The organism is Paenibacillus sp. FSL F4-0122, from assembly GCF_038002845.1.
GTDB lineage: Bacteria > Bacillota > Bacilli > Paenibacillales > Paenibacillaceae > Paenibacillus_AQ > Paenibacillus_AQ odorifer.
Genome location: NZ_JBBODI010000001.1, coordinates 5953369 through 5969783, shown reverse-complemented (window position 1 = coordinate 5969783; position 16415 = coordinate 5953369). Strand labels below are relative to the sequence as shown.

Annotated in this window: 14 protein-coding genes; 11 read left to right on the top strand and 3 right to left on the bottom strand. The window is 40.8% G+C overall.

The window, feature by feature from the left end; translation table 11 throughout:
• Window positions 1-14: 14 nt before the first annotated feature.
• Window positions 15-1073 carry a PocR ligand-binding domain-containing protein gene (locus tag MHH49_RS26050; RefSeq protein ID WP_076099238.1) on the bottom strand — a complete coding sequence of 353 codons (1059 nt, stop codon included), beginning with the start codon at window positions 1071-1073 and terminating at the stop codon, window positions 15-17.
• 203 nt (window positions 1074-1276) lie between these two features.
• On the opposite strand from MHH49_RS26050, the gene MHH49_RS26045 reads away from it, so the two are divergent.
• From MHH49_RS26045 to MHH49_RS26035, 3 genes are all read left to right on the top strand, one after another.
• Window positions 1277-2413 (top strand): glycerol dehydrogenase, encoded by a 1137-nt coding sequence (locus MHH49_RS26045; protein WP_076099237.1) that lies wholly within the window; start codon window positions 1277-1279, stop codon window positions 2411-2413.
• A gap of 1 nt (window position 2414) precedes the next feature.
• Window positions 2415-4175 carry a dihydroxyacetone kinase subunit DhaK gene (dhaK, locus tag MHH49_RS26040; RefSeq protein ID WP_341138639.1) on the top strand — a complete coding sequence of 587 codons (1761 nt, stop codon included), beginning with the start codon at window positions 2415-2417 and terminating at the stop codon, window positions 4173-4175.
• 135 nt (window positions 4176-4310) lie between these two features.
• Window positions 4311-6221, top strand: coding sequence for an alpha/beta hydrolase (locus MHH49_RS26035; protein ID WP_081382445.1), 1911 nt, complete (start codon window positions 4311-4313; stop codon window positions 6219-6221).
• A 97-nt stretch (window positions 6222-6318) separates the two neighbouring features.
• On the opposite strand, the gene MHH49_RS26030 is transcribed toward MHH49_RS26035, so the two are convergent.
• Window positions 6319-7098 carry a GNAT family N-acetyltransferase gene (locus MHH49_RS26030; RefSeq protein WP_076099355.1) on the bottom strand — a complete coding sequence of 260 codons (780 nt, stop codon included), beginning with the start codon at window positions 7096-7098 and terminating at the stop codon, window positions 6319-6321.
• A gap of 176 nt (window positions 7099-7274) precedes the next feature.
• Here MHH49_RS26030 and MHH49_RS26025 point away from each other — a divergent pair, with 176 nt between their 5' ends.
• The 6 genes from MHH49_RS26025 to MHH49_RS26000 all read left to right on the top strand — a co-directional run bounded on the left by MHH49_RS26025 (window position 7275) and on the right by MHH49_RS26000 (window position 12435).
• Window positions 7275-7949 (top strand): hypothetical protein, encoded by a 675-nt coding sequence (locus MHH49_RS26025; protein ID WP_232061357.1) that lies wholly within the window; start codon window positions 7275-7277, stop codon window positions 7947-7949.
• 174 nt (window positions 7950-8123) lie between these two features.
• The gene (locus MHH49_RS26020; protein ID WP_076099234.1) at window positions 8124-8681 is read left to right on the top strand and encodes an RNA polymerase sigma factor; all 558 of its coding nucleotides are present in this window, start codon (window positions 8124-8126) and stop codon (window positions 8679-8681) included.
• On the top strand, window positions 8678-9583 hold the full coding sequence (locus tag MHH49_RS26015) for a hypothetical protein (RefSeq protein ID WP_244886491.1): 906 nt from the start codon (window positions 8678-8680) through the stop codon (window positions 9581-9583). Before MHH49_RS26020 ends, MHH49_RS26015 begins: the two co-directional genes overlap by 4 nt.
• A gap of 176 nt (window positions 9584-9759) precedes the next feature.
• Window positions 9760-10734 (top strand): helix-turn-helix transcriptional regulator, encoded by a 975-nt coding sequence (locus tag MHH49_RS26010; protein ID WP_341138638.1) that lies wholly within the window; start codon window positions 9760-9762, stop codon window positions 10732-10734.
• A gap of 130 nt (window positions 10735-10864) precedes the next feature.
• Window positions 10865-11773 carry an ABC transporter substrate-binding protein gene (locus MHH49_RS26005; RefSeq protein WP_038571044.1) on the top strand — a complete coding sequence of 303 codons (909 nt, stop codon included), beginning with the start codon at window positions 10865-10867 and terminating at the stop codon, window positions 11771-11773.
• A gap of 68 nt (window positions 11774-11841) precedes the next feature.
• Window positions 11842-12435 carry a chloramphenicol phosphotransferase CPT family protein gene (locus tag MHH49_RS26000; RefSeq protein ID WP_038571047.1) on the top strand — a complete coding sequence of 198 codons (594 nt, stop codon included), beginning with the start codon at window positions 11842-11844 and terminating at the stop codon, window positions 12433-12435.
• 255 nt (window positions 12436-12690) lie between these two features.
• Here MHH49_RS26000 and MHH49_RS25995 read toward each other — a convergent pair whose 3' ends face one another.
• Complete coding sequence (locus MHH49_RS25995; protein WP_341138637.1) at window positions 12691-13773, bottom strand: GntR family transcriptional regulator; 1083 nt, start codon at window positions 13771-13773, stop codon at window positions 12691-12693.
• A gap of 308 nt (window positions 13774-14081) precedes the next feature.
• Here MHH49_RS25995 and MHH49_RS25990 point away from each other — a divergent pair, with 308 nt between their 5' ends.
• Together MHH49_RS25990 and MHH49_RS25985 are read left to right on the top strand one after the other, a co-directional pair.
• A complete protein-coding gene (locus MHH49_RS25990) occupies window positions 14082-15689 on the top strand; it encodes a xylulokinase (RefSeq protein ID WP_038571051.1) in 1608 nt (535 codons plus the stop codon).
• Window positions 15690-15705: 16 nt separating this feature from the next.
• Window positions 15706-16401, top strand: coding sequence for an L-ribulose-5-phosphate 4-epimerase (locus tag MHH49_RS25985; RefSeq protein ID WP_036677359.1), 696 nt, complete (start codon window positions 15706-15708; stop codon window positions 16399-16401).
• Window positions 16402-16415 lie beyond the last annotated feature (14 nt).

The window sequence follows — 16415 nt, the reverse complement described above, 5'->3', positions numbered from 1 at the left end:
CTTCGCTAATTTTATTAACGGAGGGTTTCTTTTGCTGATCGCCTCATATACATATTCCGATATACAGCCGGGGTGAGGTTCTCGTATTTTTTGAAGGTTTTAATGAAATAGCCCGTGTCGCAAAAGCCCAAATCATCACTGACTTGATTGATCGGGGAATCCGTGGATTCCAGCAGTTGCTTAGCCCATTCAATCTTGAGTCTGGCAATGAAGGCGGAGAAATTCTCTCCAGTTTCTTTAGTGAAAATACGGCTGAAATAACTGGGGCTGATATGACAAAGCTTAGCCATTTCTTTGAGGCTGAAATTCTCATTTTTATGTGTATAAATGTAATTAAAAGCAGGCTGAAGCACAGAATTCGCTGAGACGAACTTTTGAACACCATTCTTTAATTTGGTCTCAATCAAAGCCCCGGATAACTCCTGTTGTATGGATTGGATTTTTCGGTACGTACGGTCTGATTCGTCCATAGCTTCGGCAGAAGCGGGTTCTTCTATATTGGTAGTCAGAACCTTTTTGTACAAATCCACGGTAGTATGCTTTTGAATGGCTTCCTCCACGATATAGGTACTTAACTGCAGCAGCAGCTCAACACACTTTGTTACTTCATCGTAGGATAAAACAGGCAGTGCCTGGTAATGCTCTTTGAGTGTTTGAAATTTCATGTTCGTCTCCACATTCGGCGGCCGAGAGACAATCTGCTCCAGTTGTGGCACGTCAGGTTCACGAAGCTTGAGCTGTCCGGCCATAATTGCACCTAGATATTGATTATCTATAATGATGGGAATCGCGATATCTATAATATTGAAATGACATAAATAAATAAACGGTTTGTTCTGGCGAACCGCTTCAATCCCAGCGCGGGCATCACATTTTTGACAATATTGAGAGAGATGGGAGTCCTGGCGCACACCTTGACAGAAAGGCTGACAATAGCTGTGCTTGGTCACGGGAACACCCTTGTAATCAACAGTAAGAATAGCCATTTTGGTTACAAGAGATAAGGAATCCTGGAGCTTTTCCCATTTCTTCAAATCAATAATTTCTTCTAGATTGAACCGGGATTTTGACATCACAAAATTCTCCTAAGTAAGTTATAGAATCTTAATGAATATTATACAGAATAATTCAACACAATGACAAGAAAGTTCGATTTTTCACGATTATGACAAATAAATACGATAAGAAAACGCTTTAATAAGCTTTTATTGTTTCATGTTTCTTAAATTAGAGCAATCTATAATGATAACTATAAACAACTGAGGAGGAACGAAAAATGAGAAGAGCATTTATCAGTCCGACGAAATATGTACAAGGTGAGAATGAATTATTGAACTTAGGTTACTTCGTAAAAACCTTTGGTGATTCTGCTTTGTTAATTGCCCATCCAGATGATGTAACACGTGTGAAAGACAAACTGGAGTCAACTAAACAGAAATTTAATATAACTCTTGTTGAAAGCGGCTTCCACGGGGAATGCTCAAGACAAGAAGTCGCCAGATTACAAGCGCTAGCCAAGGAGCATCAATGTGCATGTACGATTGGCTTGGGTGGAGGTAAGGCGATTGATACGGCAAAATGTGTAGCTGAAGGAGAAGCACTGATTATCGTTCCAACGATAGCAGCAACTGATGCTCCGACAAGCCACTCAGCGGTGCTCTATACTCCGGAAGGTGAATTTGACGATTATGCTTATTTCAAGCAAAGCCCGAGTGTAGTCATGATTGATACAACAGTTATTGCCAATGCACCTACAAGATTTCTTGTGGCAGGCATGGGAGATGCACTTTCAACCTATTTTGAAGCAAGAGCTACTGCAAATTCGTATTCCAACGTGAATGCAGGTTTACCTTGCGGAGTTCGTGAAGGGGTTTGCGGTGAAGCTAAAGGGACAGTAACAGCGTTGGGACTTGCGAAGCTCTGCTATGAGACATTGCTTGAGAATGGATTCAAGGCGAAGCAAGCTTGCGATCTGAATATCGTAACCCCAGCTTTGGAGAATATAATTGAGACGAATATTCTTTTATCGGGTCTTGGCTTTGAAAGTGGTGGTTTGGCAGCGATTCATGCGATTCATAATGGTTTAACTGCTTTGGAAGGAACTCATCATTATTATCATGGTGAAAAGGTAGCCTTCAGCACGATTGCTCAACTGGTTCTTGAAAACGCAGACCGGACTGAATTAAAAGAAGTGTTGGACTTCTGTCTTTCGATTGGTCTCCCAGTATGCTTAGCGGATATTGGTGTTGAGCATGTAACCTATGAGGAACTGCTTGAGGTTGCTAAAAAAGCTTGTATTGCTGAGGAATCTATCCATTCGATGCCGTTCCCAATTACGGAGGATGCGGTTGCATCAGCAATTATGGCAGCCGATCAATTAGGCCGTCAATATAAATCAAGTAAGGAGCTTTAAAATGAAAAAAATCATAAACAAGCCGGAGACTCTGGTTAGAGAAATGTGTAACGGGCTTGTCTTGGCGCATCCCGAGCTGGATTTCGATCCTAAATTCAAAGTGATTTCTAAGAAAGAGATTAATCAAGATAAAGTTACCCTGATCAGTGGTGGCGGAAGCGGGCATGAGCCGGCTCATGCCGGGTTTGTAGGAACCGGGATGCTGGATGCAGCTGTATGCGGTGATGTGTTTGCTTCTCCATCCCAAATTCAGGTTTATCAAGCGATTCGCCGCACAGCCAGCACCAAAGGTTCGCTGCTTATTATCAAGAATTATAGCGGTGACATCATGAACTTTAAAAATGCGGCCCATCTAGCAACTGAAGACGGCATCGAAGTGGATTATGTCAAAGTAGACGACGACATTGCCGTTGAAGACAGCCTTTATACAGTAGGGAGAAGAGGCGTAGCCGGAACAGTGCTTGTTCATAAGGTAGCCGGAGCAGCAGCAGAAGCTGGATTGTCCTTAGCGGAAGTGAAAGAAGCGGCGCAACATACAATTGATCATGTGCGCAGCATAGGCTTCGCCTATACCTCTTGCACCGTGCCTGCCAAAGGTACTCCGACATTTCATATTGAAGAGAACGAGATGGAATACGGGGTTGGCATCCATGGAGAACCTGGAATACGCAGGGAGAAAATTGTACCCGCAGATGAATTAGCACAGCGAATGGTTACCTCTTTGCTAGACAACTTCCAAATGAATGATCAGAAGCAGGAGGAAGTAGCCGTATTAATTAATGGATTTGGCGGCACCCCGCTGCAAGAGTTATATTTGCTGAACAATTCTGTCATCCGCGAATTAACCGCTAAGAATAAACAAGTGTTTAAAGTGTTTGTTGGTAACTACATGACCAGCATTGACATGGCAGGTGCATCGGTGACGATAATGAAGCTGGATGAGACGCTAAAGAAATGGTTATCTGCGCCTTGTGATACACCAGCCTTGTCGATTAAAGGCCCTTTTGAGCCTGTGAACTATACTGAAGTAATCCAAGAAGAGAAAGCAGACAGCAATGTATCCTTTAAGAATAATACGGATGCTGCTGCAGCGGTGATTAAGAACAATCGGTTTACTTTGCAAAATATCGTCTATCAGCTCGATCAAATGAGCCAGGTCATTATTGAGAATGAAGTTCCGTTCTGTGAGCTTGACTCCCACGCTGGAGACGGTGATTTCGGGATGAGTGTAGCTAAGGGCTTTAAACAGCTGAAAGTCGAGTGGGAGGATATTTTAGCTCATCATCTCACTAATATCGGTGAGTTCCTTGACGCCTGTTCCATGGTCATTATGGAATATTGCGGTGGAGCATCCGGACCGATCTGGGGATCAGGCTTCCGCGCAGCGAGCAAAAATGTTCAGCAGAAGGAAGAGCTGACCATTCAGGAGTTTGCTGATATGATGCAAGCTGTTGTCAAAGGGATTCAAGATACGGGTGAAAGATCTTTTGGCAGAGGGGCTGTCGTCGGAGACAAGACATTGATTGATGCGCTTGTACCGTTTGCAGATGCCTGGACCCAAAGTGCAGAGCAAGGCGATGATATTAAAGTGGCGGCAAGTAAAGCAGCGGAAGCAGCTGTCCAAGGGTCAAAAAATACTATAGAAATCGTTGCCCGTATGGGAAGAGCCGGCACAGTAGGGGAACGCAGCATCGGTTATCCAGATGCGGGTGCTCATGCGCTTGGGGTTATTTTCACAGAGCTGGCAAAAGCAATGAAATAAGAACTACACATAAACCTGAATCCGAGGGATATCTACTCATGGGGTCTACTAATGAATTTTTCGGATTCAGGTTATTTTTTTTGCCCATTTTGTGTTACACATTTTGATTTGATACTTTTTTTGGGGGGAGACCAGATGAAAAAGTTTCTGTCTACGAGATTAGCATTGAAATTTTTATGTGTCGCTTTATCCATGGTTTTGATCAGCTGTGTGGGAGCTTCTTTCTTGCAAACAGATTTCGGCGAGGTCCAGATTAGTAAGTTTAAGATTCCGTCCGATAATGGTACTTGGATAGAGGGAAACCTGTTCAGGCCTGTCTCAGCAAATGCAGAGCATAAAGTTCCACTCGTCATTACTAGTCACGGTTTTTTAAATAATAAAGAGATGCAGGATAGTACCGCAATCGAACTTTCCCGTCGGGGAATTGCTGTGATTGCAATGGATTTCTTATGGCACGGAGGCTCGAGCTCTCCTGATATGCCATTTTTCCCAACGATAATGTCAGAGAATAATGGGATGATTCCTCTAGTGGAATATGCATCATCCAGTCTTGATTATGTAGACTCTACAAAAATTGGCATTAGTGGTCATTCTATGGGTGGAATGATTACCTGGAGTACACTCCAGTATTATGGCCAACTTTATTTGGCGGAGCTCGAAGCGGCGAAAGATCCCTCTTCGGAAGACGGCGCAGTTATTACGGTAAGTGAACAAGCCAAGGCTGATGCTTCGAATAAAGTTGCATCCGCTTTCATTGTTTCTCAGGTCGAACAGTCTACCGATGAGACTTTTCAAAACATCCATGCCAATGTAGGCATCAATGTAGGCAAATATGATGAAGGCGGATCCGGATTTGCGAGAGGGAATGCTGATCTTTCGGGCGATGCCCCAGAATCACTAGCTGCTATAAATTCAGTAATGCCGGAGAATCAAAAGATAAACGCTGTGGAAATCGGCAAATATTACGGTAATGCAGCTGATCAAACCTTGCGCGTCGTGTACAATCCAGCGGAGATCCACCCTTGGCAACACTTTTCGGTGGCGAGCACTGGTTATTTAGCAGACTTTTTTACGAAAGCGTTTCAAATCAATAATCCGTTATCTTCCGGCAACCAATTATGGTTATGGAAAGAGATCTTTAACTTTATCGGCTTGTTAGGATCCTTTTTATTTATTGTCCCCTTTGCGGTATTGCTCCTCAAGCTTCCTTGTTTCAATAGTCTAATTCAACCTACTCCTGCCAAGTTACCGGAGCCTAAGACCAGAAAAAGCAAAATTCTTTTTTGGGGTTCTTGGATAATGAGCTGGGTAATTTCCGCAATATCATACCTTCCGATCAGTCGCTGGAGTATTATAGCTGGACAGAATATCCTTCAGCCTCGTAGTTTGTTTCCACAAACCGCCATGAACTTTATTTTAATCTGGGCGATCTTTAACGGCCTTGTGGGTCTATTGTTATTTTGGTTAACCACTCGTTTATCAGGAAAAAATTATAATGAGCACTCTGAAAGCTGGGGAATAAAAACAAATTTGAAAGAACTGCTGAAGACTTTTGCACTAGCTGTATGTATATTCACTGGATTCTATGCTTTGGTTGCATTTGCAGATTACTTCTTTCAGACAGACTTCCGCTTATGGGTACTGGCAATTAAAGTATTCACTCCGAATCAATTATTAATTGGCTTACGTTATATGCTTTTCTTCTTTATATTTTATGTTGCACAGTCAATTGCCGTGAACTCTACCACCCCAGTTGAAGGGCAGAAAGAATGGAAGGATCTGCTCATTAGCGGGACAGGCGGTGTACTCGGAATTCTAGTGCTCATTGGGGTACAATACGGAACGTTATTTTCAACAGGTGTAACTTTTTGGCAAAATCAAGATTGGCTCAGAATACTAGTCCTTTTCCCTCTCGTTTTCCAGCTTTTTATTGCAGCTTATATTTCGCGTTACCTCTTTAAGTGCACAGGAAAAATATGGCTGGGAGCCATGGTGAATTGTATGATTATTGTGATGATGGGCGCAGCCAATACATTTACATTTTGAGAGATGCTGTAATCTATTCTTCTACGAAGAATATGCCTACGGCGTAAGAGGTTTAGATAGAAAAAACGTACTGCAGCTTATGCAGTACGTTTTTTGATTAAATAATAAATTCAACGATGTATTGTTGGCAAATGAGTTCATATCCCAGCGATTGATATAGAGAAATGGCTCCTACATTCTCCTCAAAAACATTCAAATATACGTTAGCTGAAATGGCATGTCCTTGGCGTGTTAGCTCTGCACAGACTTTTTTTCCATAACCATTTCTTCTCCAGGCCACATCTGTTCCGATATTTCCTAGTTCAACGTAATCCTCACTATATATGTGGTATCCTCCTACAGCAATCAGCTCGTCTTGTGCCATCACACCATAGAACGGATTCTGTAATTCTTCTTTTGAAAAAGCCATGGTTTGCAGCTCGTTCATCTTTGCTTCAATTCGCTGGAAATGAGCAGGTCCTAAGTGCATAACATGCTTGTCCGCTGTTGGTAGAACATCTTCATGAATATGTTTCATTAGAAGCAATTTTTTGGGAGGGCTGTAGAACTGAAGCTGAGAAGCAAAGACCTGCAGCTCTTGTTCGTTAATAATAAAGCTACCCACCGCATGGTTATGTAGATGTAATTCATCTTTCATGAACGCCAACATTGAGCTGAGACAAAAGGATTGCTGAACTGGATATACAGAAAAAGCATTAAACGGAAGGCCACTTAAAAAGGCTAATACTCCAAGCAACTCGCCCTGGTCAGAATACTGACCGTAATGCACTGTGTTTTGTCTGCGAAAAGTAAGGTATGAATAATATAAAAAATGCTGTTCCTTATTAATCGAGCTTAAAATAACATCCAACTCTGCTGCTGTTAATTTTCTATACATATACGACCTGCCTCCATTAACAATTGGTGTTGCTATTTCCTCTTGCCGAATTAGCACAACCTTTTCTAATATATCATAAATCAGAACTTTAATTGCTTTATTGCTGGGTTGAGCCAAGTATGATACTATTGTCCCCTTAGAAACATAAAATGAGATATGAACGTTTTCTTGAAAGGATGATATATATTAAGGCAATCTTAGTTCGGTACTTCGGAAATCCGCAAGATCGAACCGCCATGTTCAACGCTGCTTCCCTAGTCATCAATGCTTTTATTGGTATAGGCAAGTTAATTCTTGGGTTATATCTATTGTCCGGATGGTTCATCACAAATGCACTTTATTATCTGATCCTTTGTATAGCCAAAGGACAGGTGCTTCATAAATATACATTAGCTAAAAAAGTCAGTTCACCACAGCAAAGGTATTCCATGGAGCTTTATGTTTATAAGCGTGGCGGTGTTTTTCTTTGTCTTCTAGGTGTTTCATATCTGTTGGTCTGCCTGCGGATTTATCTAGTCGGGGACGCTTTGGTTTATGAAGGTTACATTGTATATCTGGTAGCACTGATCGCTTTTACAAAACTTGGTTTTGCCATTCATGGAAACATTGTTAACCGTCATCTCAACAATCCCATTATATCAACATTAAAAATGATTAGCTTTACTGATGCCGTAGTCTCCATTGTTGTTACTCAAATGGCTGTGCTTACGATGAAAGGCTCACCTCAGGCATTAAACGCCAGCGCGTTGTTTGGCATGGGGTGTAGTGTTTTATTTTGTCTGGGGGGGATCTGGATGATGCTCCGTAAGACAAAGGCTCCAATGAAGGAAGTAGAATTAATTAAAAATTAGAAGATATTATAACTTCCCCTTATCCCATAGGATGAGGGGTTATTTGTATTTTTTATGTCATATTATCAGCATTGAATGCCGAAACTTATAGAAAATTATATTTTAATGCAACCTAAACACTTCTTTTCCTACTTTATAAGTGAATGCTTAATCAAATCGAACGGAAGTGATGGAGTGGAAGATAGTGAAATCATACAATTGTATTTTGCACGTAATGAAAGAGCAGTAGAAGAAACATCGAAAAAATATAGAAATTATTGTACTCGGATCGCTCATAACATTTTGTCTAATGCTGAAGATTCGGAAGAATGTGTTAACGATACCTTTCTTGGTGCATGGGAAGCAATACCGCCGAAGTCTCCTGCAAAGCTCTCCTCTTTTCTGGGGAGAATCACACGAAATATTGCCTTGAACAAATACGATTATTATATGGCTAAAAAACGGAATAAAAAATTCGATACGATTCTTGATGAATTAAACGATTGTTTATCCTCTTCAGACAACGTTGAAACCCAATACGAGGAAGCACAAATAGCCGAATCTATAAGCAAATTTCTACACAACATTAAGGAAGATCAGCGGAATATTTTTTTGAGGCGTTACTGGTATTCTGATTCTTTGGCCGATATTGCCGCACGCTTCTCAATCAGTGAAAGCAAAACCAAATCAATTCTTTTCAGAACACGCAAAAAACTCCAAATATATCTTCAGAAAGAGGGTTATTTCCTTTGAATAATAAAGAGCTCTTCAAAACAATCGGTTACATAGACGAAAATTTGATAGAAAAAGCCAACTCCGCGAGACGCACTAATAAAAAAGCTTATGTAAAGTGGGGCTCATTCGCAGCTTGTGCTGCATTGGTGTTAGGTGTGGCCGTTTATAAATTTCCACAGACGCCGTTGCCTAATTCACCACAAATATCGCAGCAGACAGCAGTCTCGTCTCCCACAGGGGTTCGCAAAATTCTGAATTACAATGGATACCGTTATGCATTCGTAGCAGATGGCGCTCAGTTTAAGTTCACAGGTATGGAGCCTGACAAATCGCTTGGTGCATTAGAGTTTGATCTCAACCAAGAGCCCGGAAAGAAAGACGGGGATAAGAATGCGGAAAAGGATTATGCCGCTACGTTCGCAATTGGTGGAAAGCTGTATGAAATCCCAACATACCCATCCCATTTTCGTATTGCAGTTAAGGATGAGCAATATTTTTATCTAGCTGAAATTGTGGCGAAGGTAGACGATTCTGCAATGAGCGCGAAGGAGTATTTAGATCTGGCTAATCTGAAGGAGCATGCAAAAGATATCTATATTCTGAATCATGTGGGGAATGACGTGCAAAAGACTATCACTGATCATCCTATTGTTGAGTCCATTATCGAAGGTTTGTACAGCGCAAAAAAAACAGAGCTAAGCAATAAGGAATATGAAGCTCTTGCAGCGGCGCAATCCCAAGGGAAATCATATCAATTACAGTTCAACCTAAAAGACGGGACTTATATCGCCATGTATATCATTCCCGAATTAAAGGTGGTGTCTATGGGTGATGCTTATTATTATTTGCCTGATGCCTTTTTTGTTCAAACCAGCGACCTCTTTTCAGGGCTGACCCAAGAGGTGCTACCGCTTTACTGAGGAGGCGGAGATAAGTGATCCTTACAAACTGTACATTGCAGGTTATCCAATATCTCGCATATAATGATCTAAATGATAATCGTTATCATTTAATAGAAGAGAAAAGGTGATCTGCTCATGATAAAACATAATATTGGGATTACGGAGTGCAGCTTACCTGCTGAGTGTATAACAGAATGACAAGTTCATCTATTCATAACATCTATAACGGGTATTTCGATGCTTTGTTTGAGGCTCCGTCTATGAGGGACACTACAGAGAGGAAACATTTTGCACAATCCAGTACCCAAGGATACGTCGATAGAGTGATCACACCCTCCGGGATCGAAATTGTTGATAGTGATTACCGTTTTGCTGATGATCGCCTAGTTCAGGTTCAATCCGAAGCAGCAATGATTGAGTTAAGCTTTTGTCTGCAGGGGAGCGGGGAAGTTCATGTTACAGATACTAGCCATGAGTTAATGCCCGATAGTTGTTCATTGCAGTTCATGCAGGATTTCCAAGCGGAATTTCACTATCGCAGTGCTGAACCTATCCGTTTATTGTCCATAGGTGTACCAGTTACACTATTTGATTCATGGATGGCGGATCAAGGCTCTTCACATGTTCGCAGCTTATCCGGACTGTTAGATTCACGTGCTTTTCGAATGTTCCGTATGCCTATTCTTCCAGAAACCACCCGATTATTGGTGCAATTGAGAGACTGTCCATATCATACCTCCATGCGCCGGTTGTACGTAGAGGGGAAGGCATTAGAACTCTTATCTGTATATTTTGACGTTTTTCTTTTTGAGCAGAAGCATATTAAACGCAGTTTGCATTTATCACGTAGTGACCGAGAAAACATTCGGAAAGCCAGGGATATCATCCTTGACCACATGGCAAACCCACCTTCGCTAATCGAATTGTCCAAGCTGGCAGGCATTAACGAATACAAATTAAAAGTTGGATTTAAGGAAGAGTACGGAACAACTGTATTTGCATATTTACGGAACAAACGTTTAGAAAAAGCATGGGAAATCATAAGTACCGGGGATATTAGTGTCAGCCAAACAGCGACGATGGTAGGTTACAACAACTTTAGTCATTTTGCCGAAGCTTTTCGGAAGCAATATGGAATTAATCCTTCAGAAGTAATTAAAAAACGATAAAAATTAAATAAATATCCGCCAAACCGTTATTCAATCCCTCTGCCGGTAGTTCTGTCCTATCAGCAGAGTGTATGATCGGACTTGCTAGAAGTGAGAATGATTATCAATAGATTGGAGAGGGTTGGAAAAAATGTTCAGTTTAAAACGGATCTCTTTTGCCGGAATCGCCTTAATCATGATGGTGATGCTGTACGGGTGTGGGAAATCAGGTCAGGAGGCTAAAGGAGATGTTGAATTACCGGTGAATCCGGTTAGAATTGCCGATGTATCCGGCTCAACGGAAGAACTTCTGGTGCTTGGATATAAACCTGTTATTACTGGGAATACAGATATGGCTAATTCATTAGAAATCACTCCTATTCTCAAAAAAGAACTGCCTGATGTAACTCCCGCTGGATGGTTTCAGACGGAAGTCAACTTAGAAGCGATCATTGCAGCAAGCCCTGATTTGATACTGGCAGGACCTACCCAAGAAAAAATCTATGATCAACTAAATATGATTGCTCCAACAGTGAGGGTGCCTTATGGCTTTAACGCTTTTAGAGAGCGATTTGCATTTGTTGCGGAGGTGCTTGATAAGAAAGCGGAAATGGAAGCGTGGTTGAAGGTCTATGATCAACGTGCTCTACTACTACATGATCAAATCACTGAGATAACCAAGGAAGAGACGTTTGCGGTAATCGAAGCTACAGAGAAAGAAATACGCATCTATTCCCGCACAGGTATTGCGGATATGATTTTTAATGATCTAGGATTACCCATCGCGCCAGGTACACCGAAGCCAGATCCATGGGGAGGGAAAGTGACAAGTCTAGAAGCACTGTCCACCTTTAATCCAGACCATATCATTTTATTATCCGATAATGACCAGAATGTTCTTGACCAAAGCAAGGTCTGGAGCAATCTGAAAGCTGTAAAATCGAATAATATATATCGTATGACAAGCAGACAAAATTATAATGAGGCTTTCTTTGCTTTAGGAAAAGAAGCATTGTTGGAGCAAATAGCCGAACAAATCAAGGAACATATCAAACAGTAAAGGATAATTTAATCTTTTCTCGAATAATCTCTGAGTTGCAATGATTATTATTTGAAGGGATGATTAAATTGAAGCAAGGGATATTAGTTTTTCTAAATGGAACTTCAAGTTCCGGAAAGACCTCCATATCGACTGAACTGATAAAACAGAAAGAGATTCCTTTTTATCATTTATCAATTGATGATTTTTTTAATAATTACAATGATTTTATTAATAATAAATTTCCAGATGAACCTACAAGAGAAATAGATCATCAAGTCGTTTCCCAAATATTGGATGATTCCATATTCTCAGTGTACCATTCGACAATTAAATTGTTATCAGAATTTGGTTTTAATGTAATAGTAGATACCGTAATCGACAACGATAAGAGGTTTAATGTGTTTCTTGATCAATTTTTCGATCACCCTACGTTATTTATAGGTGTAATATGCTCGAAAGAAGAACTCATAAGAAGAGAGCAAACAAGAGGAGATAGAATGATTGGACTAGCAGCTTCACAGTTTAGCAAAGTATATTGCTTTGAAGAATATGACCTCGAAGTAAATACGGAAGAGATGAATTCATTAGAATGTGCTGAAAAGATATTAAGTTTTATTAAGTCCAATAAGGAATACTCGGTATTTAAGAAATTAAGTAAAAGAAATGTTAGTGTTTCCTAGATGGTGTATCCAGATAACACCATATTCAAGCCTTGGGGCTATCACCCCTCGGGCTGCCGAGGGATTTCGGGATAAATACGGGATAAATCCCGGCAAGCTTGTGAAACAGTTTGCTTCTTCTGTACTGTTGACTTCAAAACAAGAATCGAACCTTTAAAGAATACTAAGATAACAGTTGCAAATAACCCACCAGTCACAACTGGTGGGTTATTACATTTATATATGAAGATAAACACAAATCCCTCAGAATTTATTCTATCTCTCGACTACTGTTTCTCCTTCAATTAACACAGGTTGATAATAAGTATTGTTGGGAAGATCCTTTTTTCCTTGTAATTTTTTAATGACCCAATCCGCTGCATCACGGCCCATAGTTTCTTGGGGATGCGTTAAAGTGGTCAGTTTGATGTTCGCATTTTGGGCAATATAGGAGTTGTCCTGGCCAATAATTGATAATTCCTCTGGTATAGAAATGTTCAGCTGTCTGCAAGCATTGACCACTTCCAAACCAACCTCGTCGTTGTAGCAGACAATCGCAGAGAGGGTATCTCTATTTTTATTTAGGAAATCCTTCAAGTTCGTAGCTAAGGTTTGTTTGGTCTCGGTGTTGAACGAAAATATTTGCTCTGGATAAAACCGCAATTTAGCTGCTTCGAGGGCTTTGATATAACCCTTCATTCGATATTTGCCTTGTAAATCATCCATTTTTGCGATAAGTCCAATTTGAGAGTGGCCTTTGGAAATCAATTCTTTTGTTGCCAGATAACTGGACTGCACATCGTCAAGACAAAGGAAGGGGAGCTCTATTTCCTCATAAAAAGCATTAATCATAATGAGTGGAATATCTTGCTCCTTAAACGACAGATAATACGCAATATTGGGATTATACAGATTACTTTTCGTAGGTTCAATAATTAAACCATCTACGCCGTAGGACAACATCATTTCGAGAGCTTTTTTTTCTTGCGCAACATCGTTATTGGTACTAGCCAATAATAGAGAATAGTTATCCTCATTCATTCGGCTTTCAATCCCCCGGATAATAGAAGGGAAGATGTAGTCAGAGATATACGTCGTAATTACACCGATCGTCTTCTTATGTGAACTCCCGCCGGTCTTTGTGCGATATTGGTTGCTGACATACGTGCCAGAACCTTTTTCGCTGCGGAGGAATCCTTCGTTGGATAGCTCTAAAATGGCTTTTCTAACAGTCTGTCTGCTAACCTCGTACAAGGACTGCAAGGCAGACTCCGTAGGAATTTGTTCGCCTACATTGTAATCTCCTGAAAGGATCTTGCTTTTTATATCCTCTATAATCACTTGATACTTTGGTTTCATGTAATTCCTCTTTCCATACTTGTTCGCTTTTTGATTCGTTCATTTCGTTAAGTTGTATGTACAAATTATAGCATGACTACGAATTAAATATAAAGGGGCTCTTTTTTTATGAAAAAATGTAAATATTTCGTACCTTTAGATCATCATAAACAAACTAAGTACGGAGTTAAATTATTATCATCTCCATATTTGTATGTATATATAACTATTTTATTGACAAATGTACGTACAAAAATTTATACTAAAGCTGTTAATTAAGAAAGCGAATTCTTTTATATTAAAAAAGCGCTGTCAGAGAGGTGACTAACGTGATATCGAATCGATTAAGCATCGAAGAAGCAATCAATAAGGGAGAAACTTCGCTAGGGATTGAATTTGGATCCACGCGTATTAAAGCAGTACTTATTGATCATAGTTTTCAAACGATCGCTTCTGGAAGTTATGAATGGGAAAATCAATTGAAAGACGGCTTTTGGACGTACAGCCTAGAAGATATTATCAAAGGTCTACAAGATGCTTATCGTGAGATGAAGCAAGAAGTTCAACAAAATTACGGAATCACCCTCCAAACCGTTGGTTCAATCGGGTTTTCTGCAATGATGCATGGATATATGGCTTTTGACGAACAGGATCAATTGCTCGTTCCGTTCCGGACTTGGCGTAATGCAACAACTGGTAAGGCAGCCAAAGAATTGACGGATGTATTTAAATTCAATATCCCGGAACGTTGGAGTATTGCTCATCTTTATCAGGCGATCTTAAACAAAGAAGAACATGTACCGGAGATTCGGTTTGTTACGACGTTGGCAGGATACATTCATTGGTTATTGACCGGCAACAAAGCACTTGGTGTTGGGGATGCTTCAGGTATGTTCCCGATTGATGAATCCATAGGGAATTATAATGAATCCATGATACAACAGTTTGATGAGCTTATTGCTGGCAAAGGTTATTCGCTGAAGACCAGCGATCTTCTTCCTAAGGTGTATGTTGCCGGTGAGCAAGCGGGTCTATTAACCGAAGCAGGAGCCAAAATTCTGGATCCATCATTGCAATTACAAGCTGGGATTCCGCTTAGCCCTCCAGAAGGGGATGCGGGAACCGGTATGGTTGCTACCAATAGTGTAAGAAAACGTACCGGGAATGTCTCCGTAGGAACCTCTGTTTTTGCCATGATCGTATTGGAACAAGAACTTTCTAAGGTTTATCCGGAAATTGATATGGTGACTACACCAGACGGAAGTCCGGTAGGTATGGTTCATGCTAATAACTGTTCAAGTGACCTTAACGCCTGGCTCGGATTATTCCGTGAGTTCTATGAAGCAATGGGGCAAAACGTAGAAGCTGATAAATTGTACAGCGTATTGCTGAATAAGGCTTTGGAAGCAGACGCAGATGCGGGTGGATTGCTCAGTTACGGTTATTTCTCGGGTGAGAACATTACGGGGTTAGAAGAAGGCCGTCCGCTATTTGTACGTTCGCCTGAGAGCAAATTTAATCTGGCTAACTTTATGCGTGCACATTTGTTCAGCGCCTTTGGTGCTTTGAAAATTGGAATGGACATTTTGACGAAAGAAGAGAATGTAGCCATAGATAGTATTTTAGGACATGGCGGTATATTTAAGACTCCGGTTGTTGGCCAAAAAATGATGGCAGCTTCACTGAATGTTCCTGTTTCCGTAATGTCAACTGCTGGAGAAGGCGGCGCATGGGGAATGGCTATTCTTGCCTCCTACATGATGAACAAAAATCAGGAAGAAAGCTTGGAAGACTTCCTCGATCAAAAAGTGTTCAAAGATGTAAAGGGAGAAGAAATTCATCCCGATGCAACCGACATTAAAGGCTTTGAAACCTTTATCGAACGTTATAAAAAAGGTTTGGCGATTGAGCAATCCGCTGTTGATAATTTAGTCTGAAAATGGAGGGACCAAGATGTTAGAACAACTTAAAGAAGAGGTTTTTCAAGCCAATCTGGAATTGCCGAAACATGGACTTATCAAGTATACATGGGGAAATGTGAGTGCAATTGATCGCGAAAGTGGATTATTCGTAATCAAACCTAGTGGTGTAGATTATGAAACAATGAAAGCCAGCGATATGGTAGTTGTTGATCTGGATGGCAATGTGGTTGAAGGGGAGATGAGACCTTCCTCCGATACACCTACTCACGCAGTACTTTATAAACATTACTCCGAAATTGGCGGAATCGTGCATACACATTCCACTTGGGCAACTATTTGGGCACAAGCAGGACTTGACGTTCCTGTAATGGGAACTACGCACGCTGATACATTCTATGGCTCCATTCCTTGTGCGCGTTTCTTGACGCAAGAGGAAATCGATCGGGGTTACGAAGCGGAAACAGGTAATGTAATCATCGAAACCTTTGAACAACGCGGGATAGATATTATGGCGGTTCCCGGTGTTTTGCTTAAAGGCCACGGACCCTTTACTTGGGGGAAAAATGCAAAATCCGCTGTAATGAACAGCGTAGTGTTGGATGAAGTATCAAAAATGAATTTATTTGCTAGAGAGTTAAACCATTTTGCGGAAGAATTGCCACAACGTATTCTAGATAAACATTACTTGCGCAAACATGGGAAAGACGCTTATTACGGTCAAAAATAATCAAACTACAAAAT

What these genes read in the sequence shown, in the direction of transcription:
- MHH49_RS26050 (WP_076099238.1), bottom strand. Translation starts at nt 1,073, where the DNA reads ATGTCAAAATCCCGGTTCAATCTAGAAGAAATTATTGATTTGAAGAAA.
- MHH49_RS26045 (WP_076099237.1), top strand. Translation starts at nt 1,277, where the DNA reads ATGAGAAGAGCATTTATCAGTCCGACGAAATATGTACAAGGTGAGAAT.
- dhaK (WP_341138639.1), top strand. Translation starts at nt 2,415, where the DNA reads ATGAAAAAAATCATAAACAAGCCGGAGACTCTGGTTAGAGAAATGTGT.
- MHH49_RS26035 (WP_081382445.1), top strand. Translation starts at nt 4,311, where the DNA reads ATGAAAAAGTTTCTGTCTACGAGATTAGCATTGAAATTTTTATGTGTC.
- MHH49_RS26030 (WP_076099355.1), bottom strand. Translation starts at nt 7,098, where the DNA reads ATGTATAGAAAATTAACAGCAGCAGAGTTGGATGTTATTTTAAGCTCG.
- MHH49_RS26025 (WP_232061357.1), top strand. Translation starts at nt 7,275, where the DNA reads ATGATATATATTAAGGCAATCTTAGTTCGGTACTTCGGAAATCCGCAA.
- MHH49_RS26010 (WP_341138638.1), top strand. Translation starts at nt 9,760, where the DNA reads ATGACAAGTTCATCTATTCATAACATCTATAACGGGTATTTCGATGCT.
- MHH49_RS26005 (WP_038571044.1), top strand. Translation starts at nt 10,865, where the DNA reads ATGTTCAGTTTAAAACGGATCTCTTTTGCCGGAATCGCCTTAATCATG.
- MHH49_RS25995 (WP_341138637.1), bottom strand. Translation starts at nt 13,773, where the DNA reads ATGAAACCAAAGTATCAAGTGATTATAGAGGATATAAAAAGCAAGATC.
- MHH49_RS25985 (WP_036677359.1), top strand. Translation starts at nt 15,706, where the DNA reads ATGTTAGAACAACTTAAAGAAGAGGTTTTTCAAGCCAATCTGGAATTG.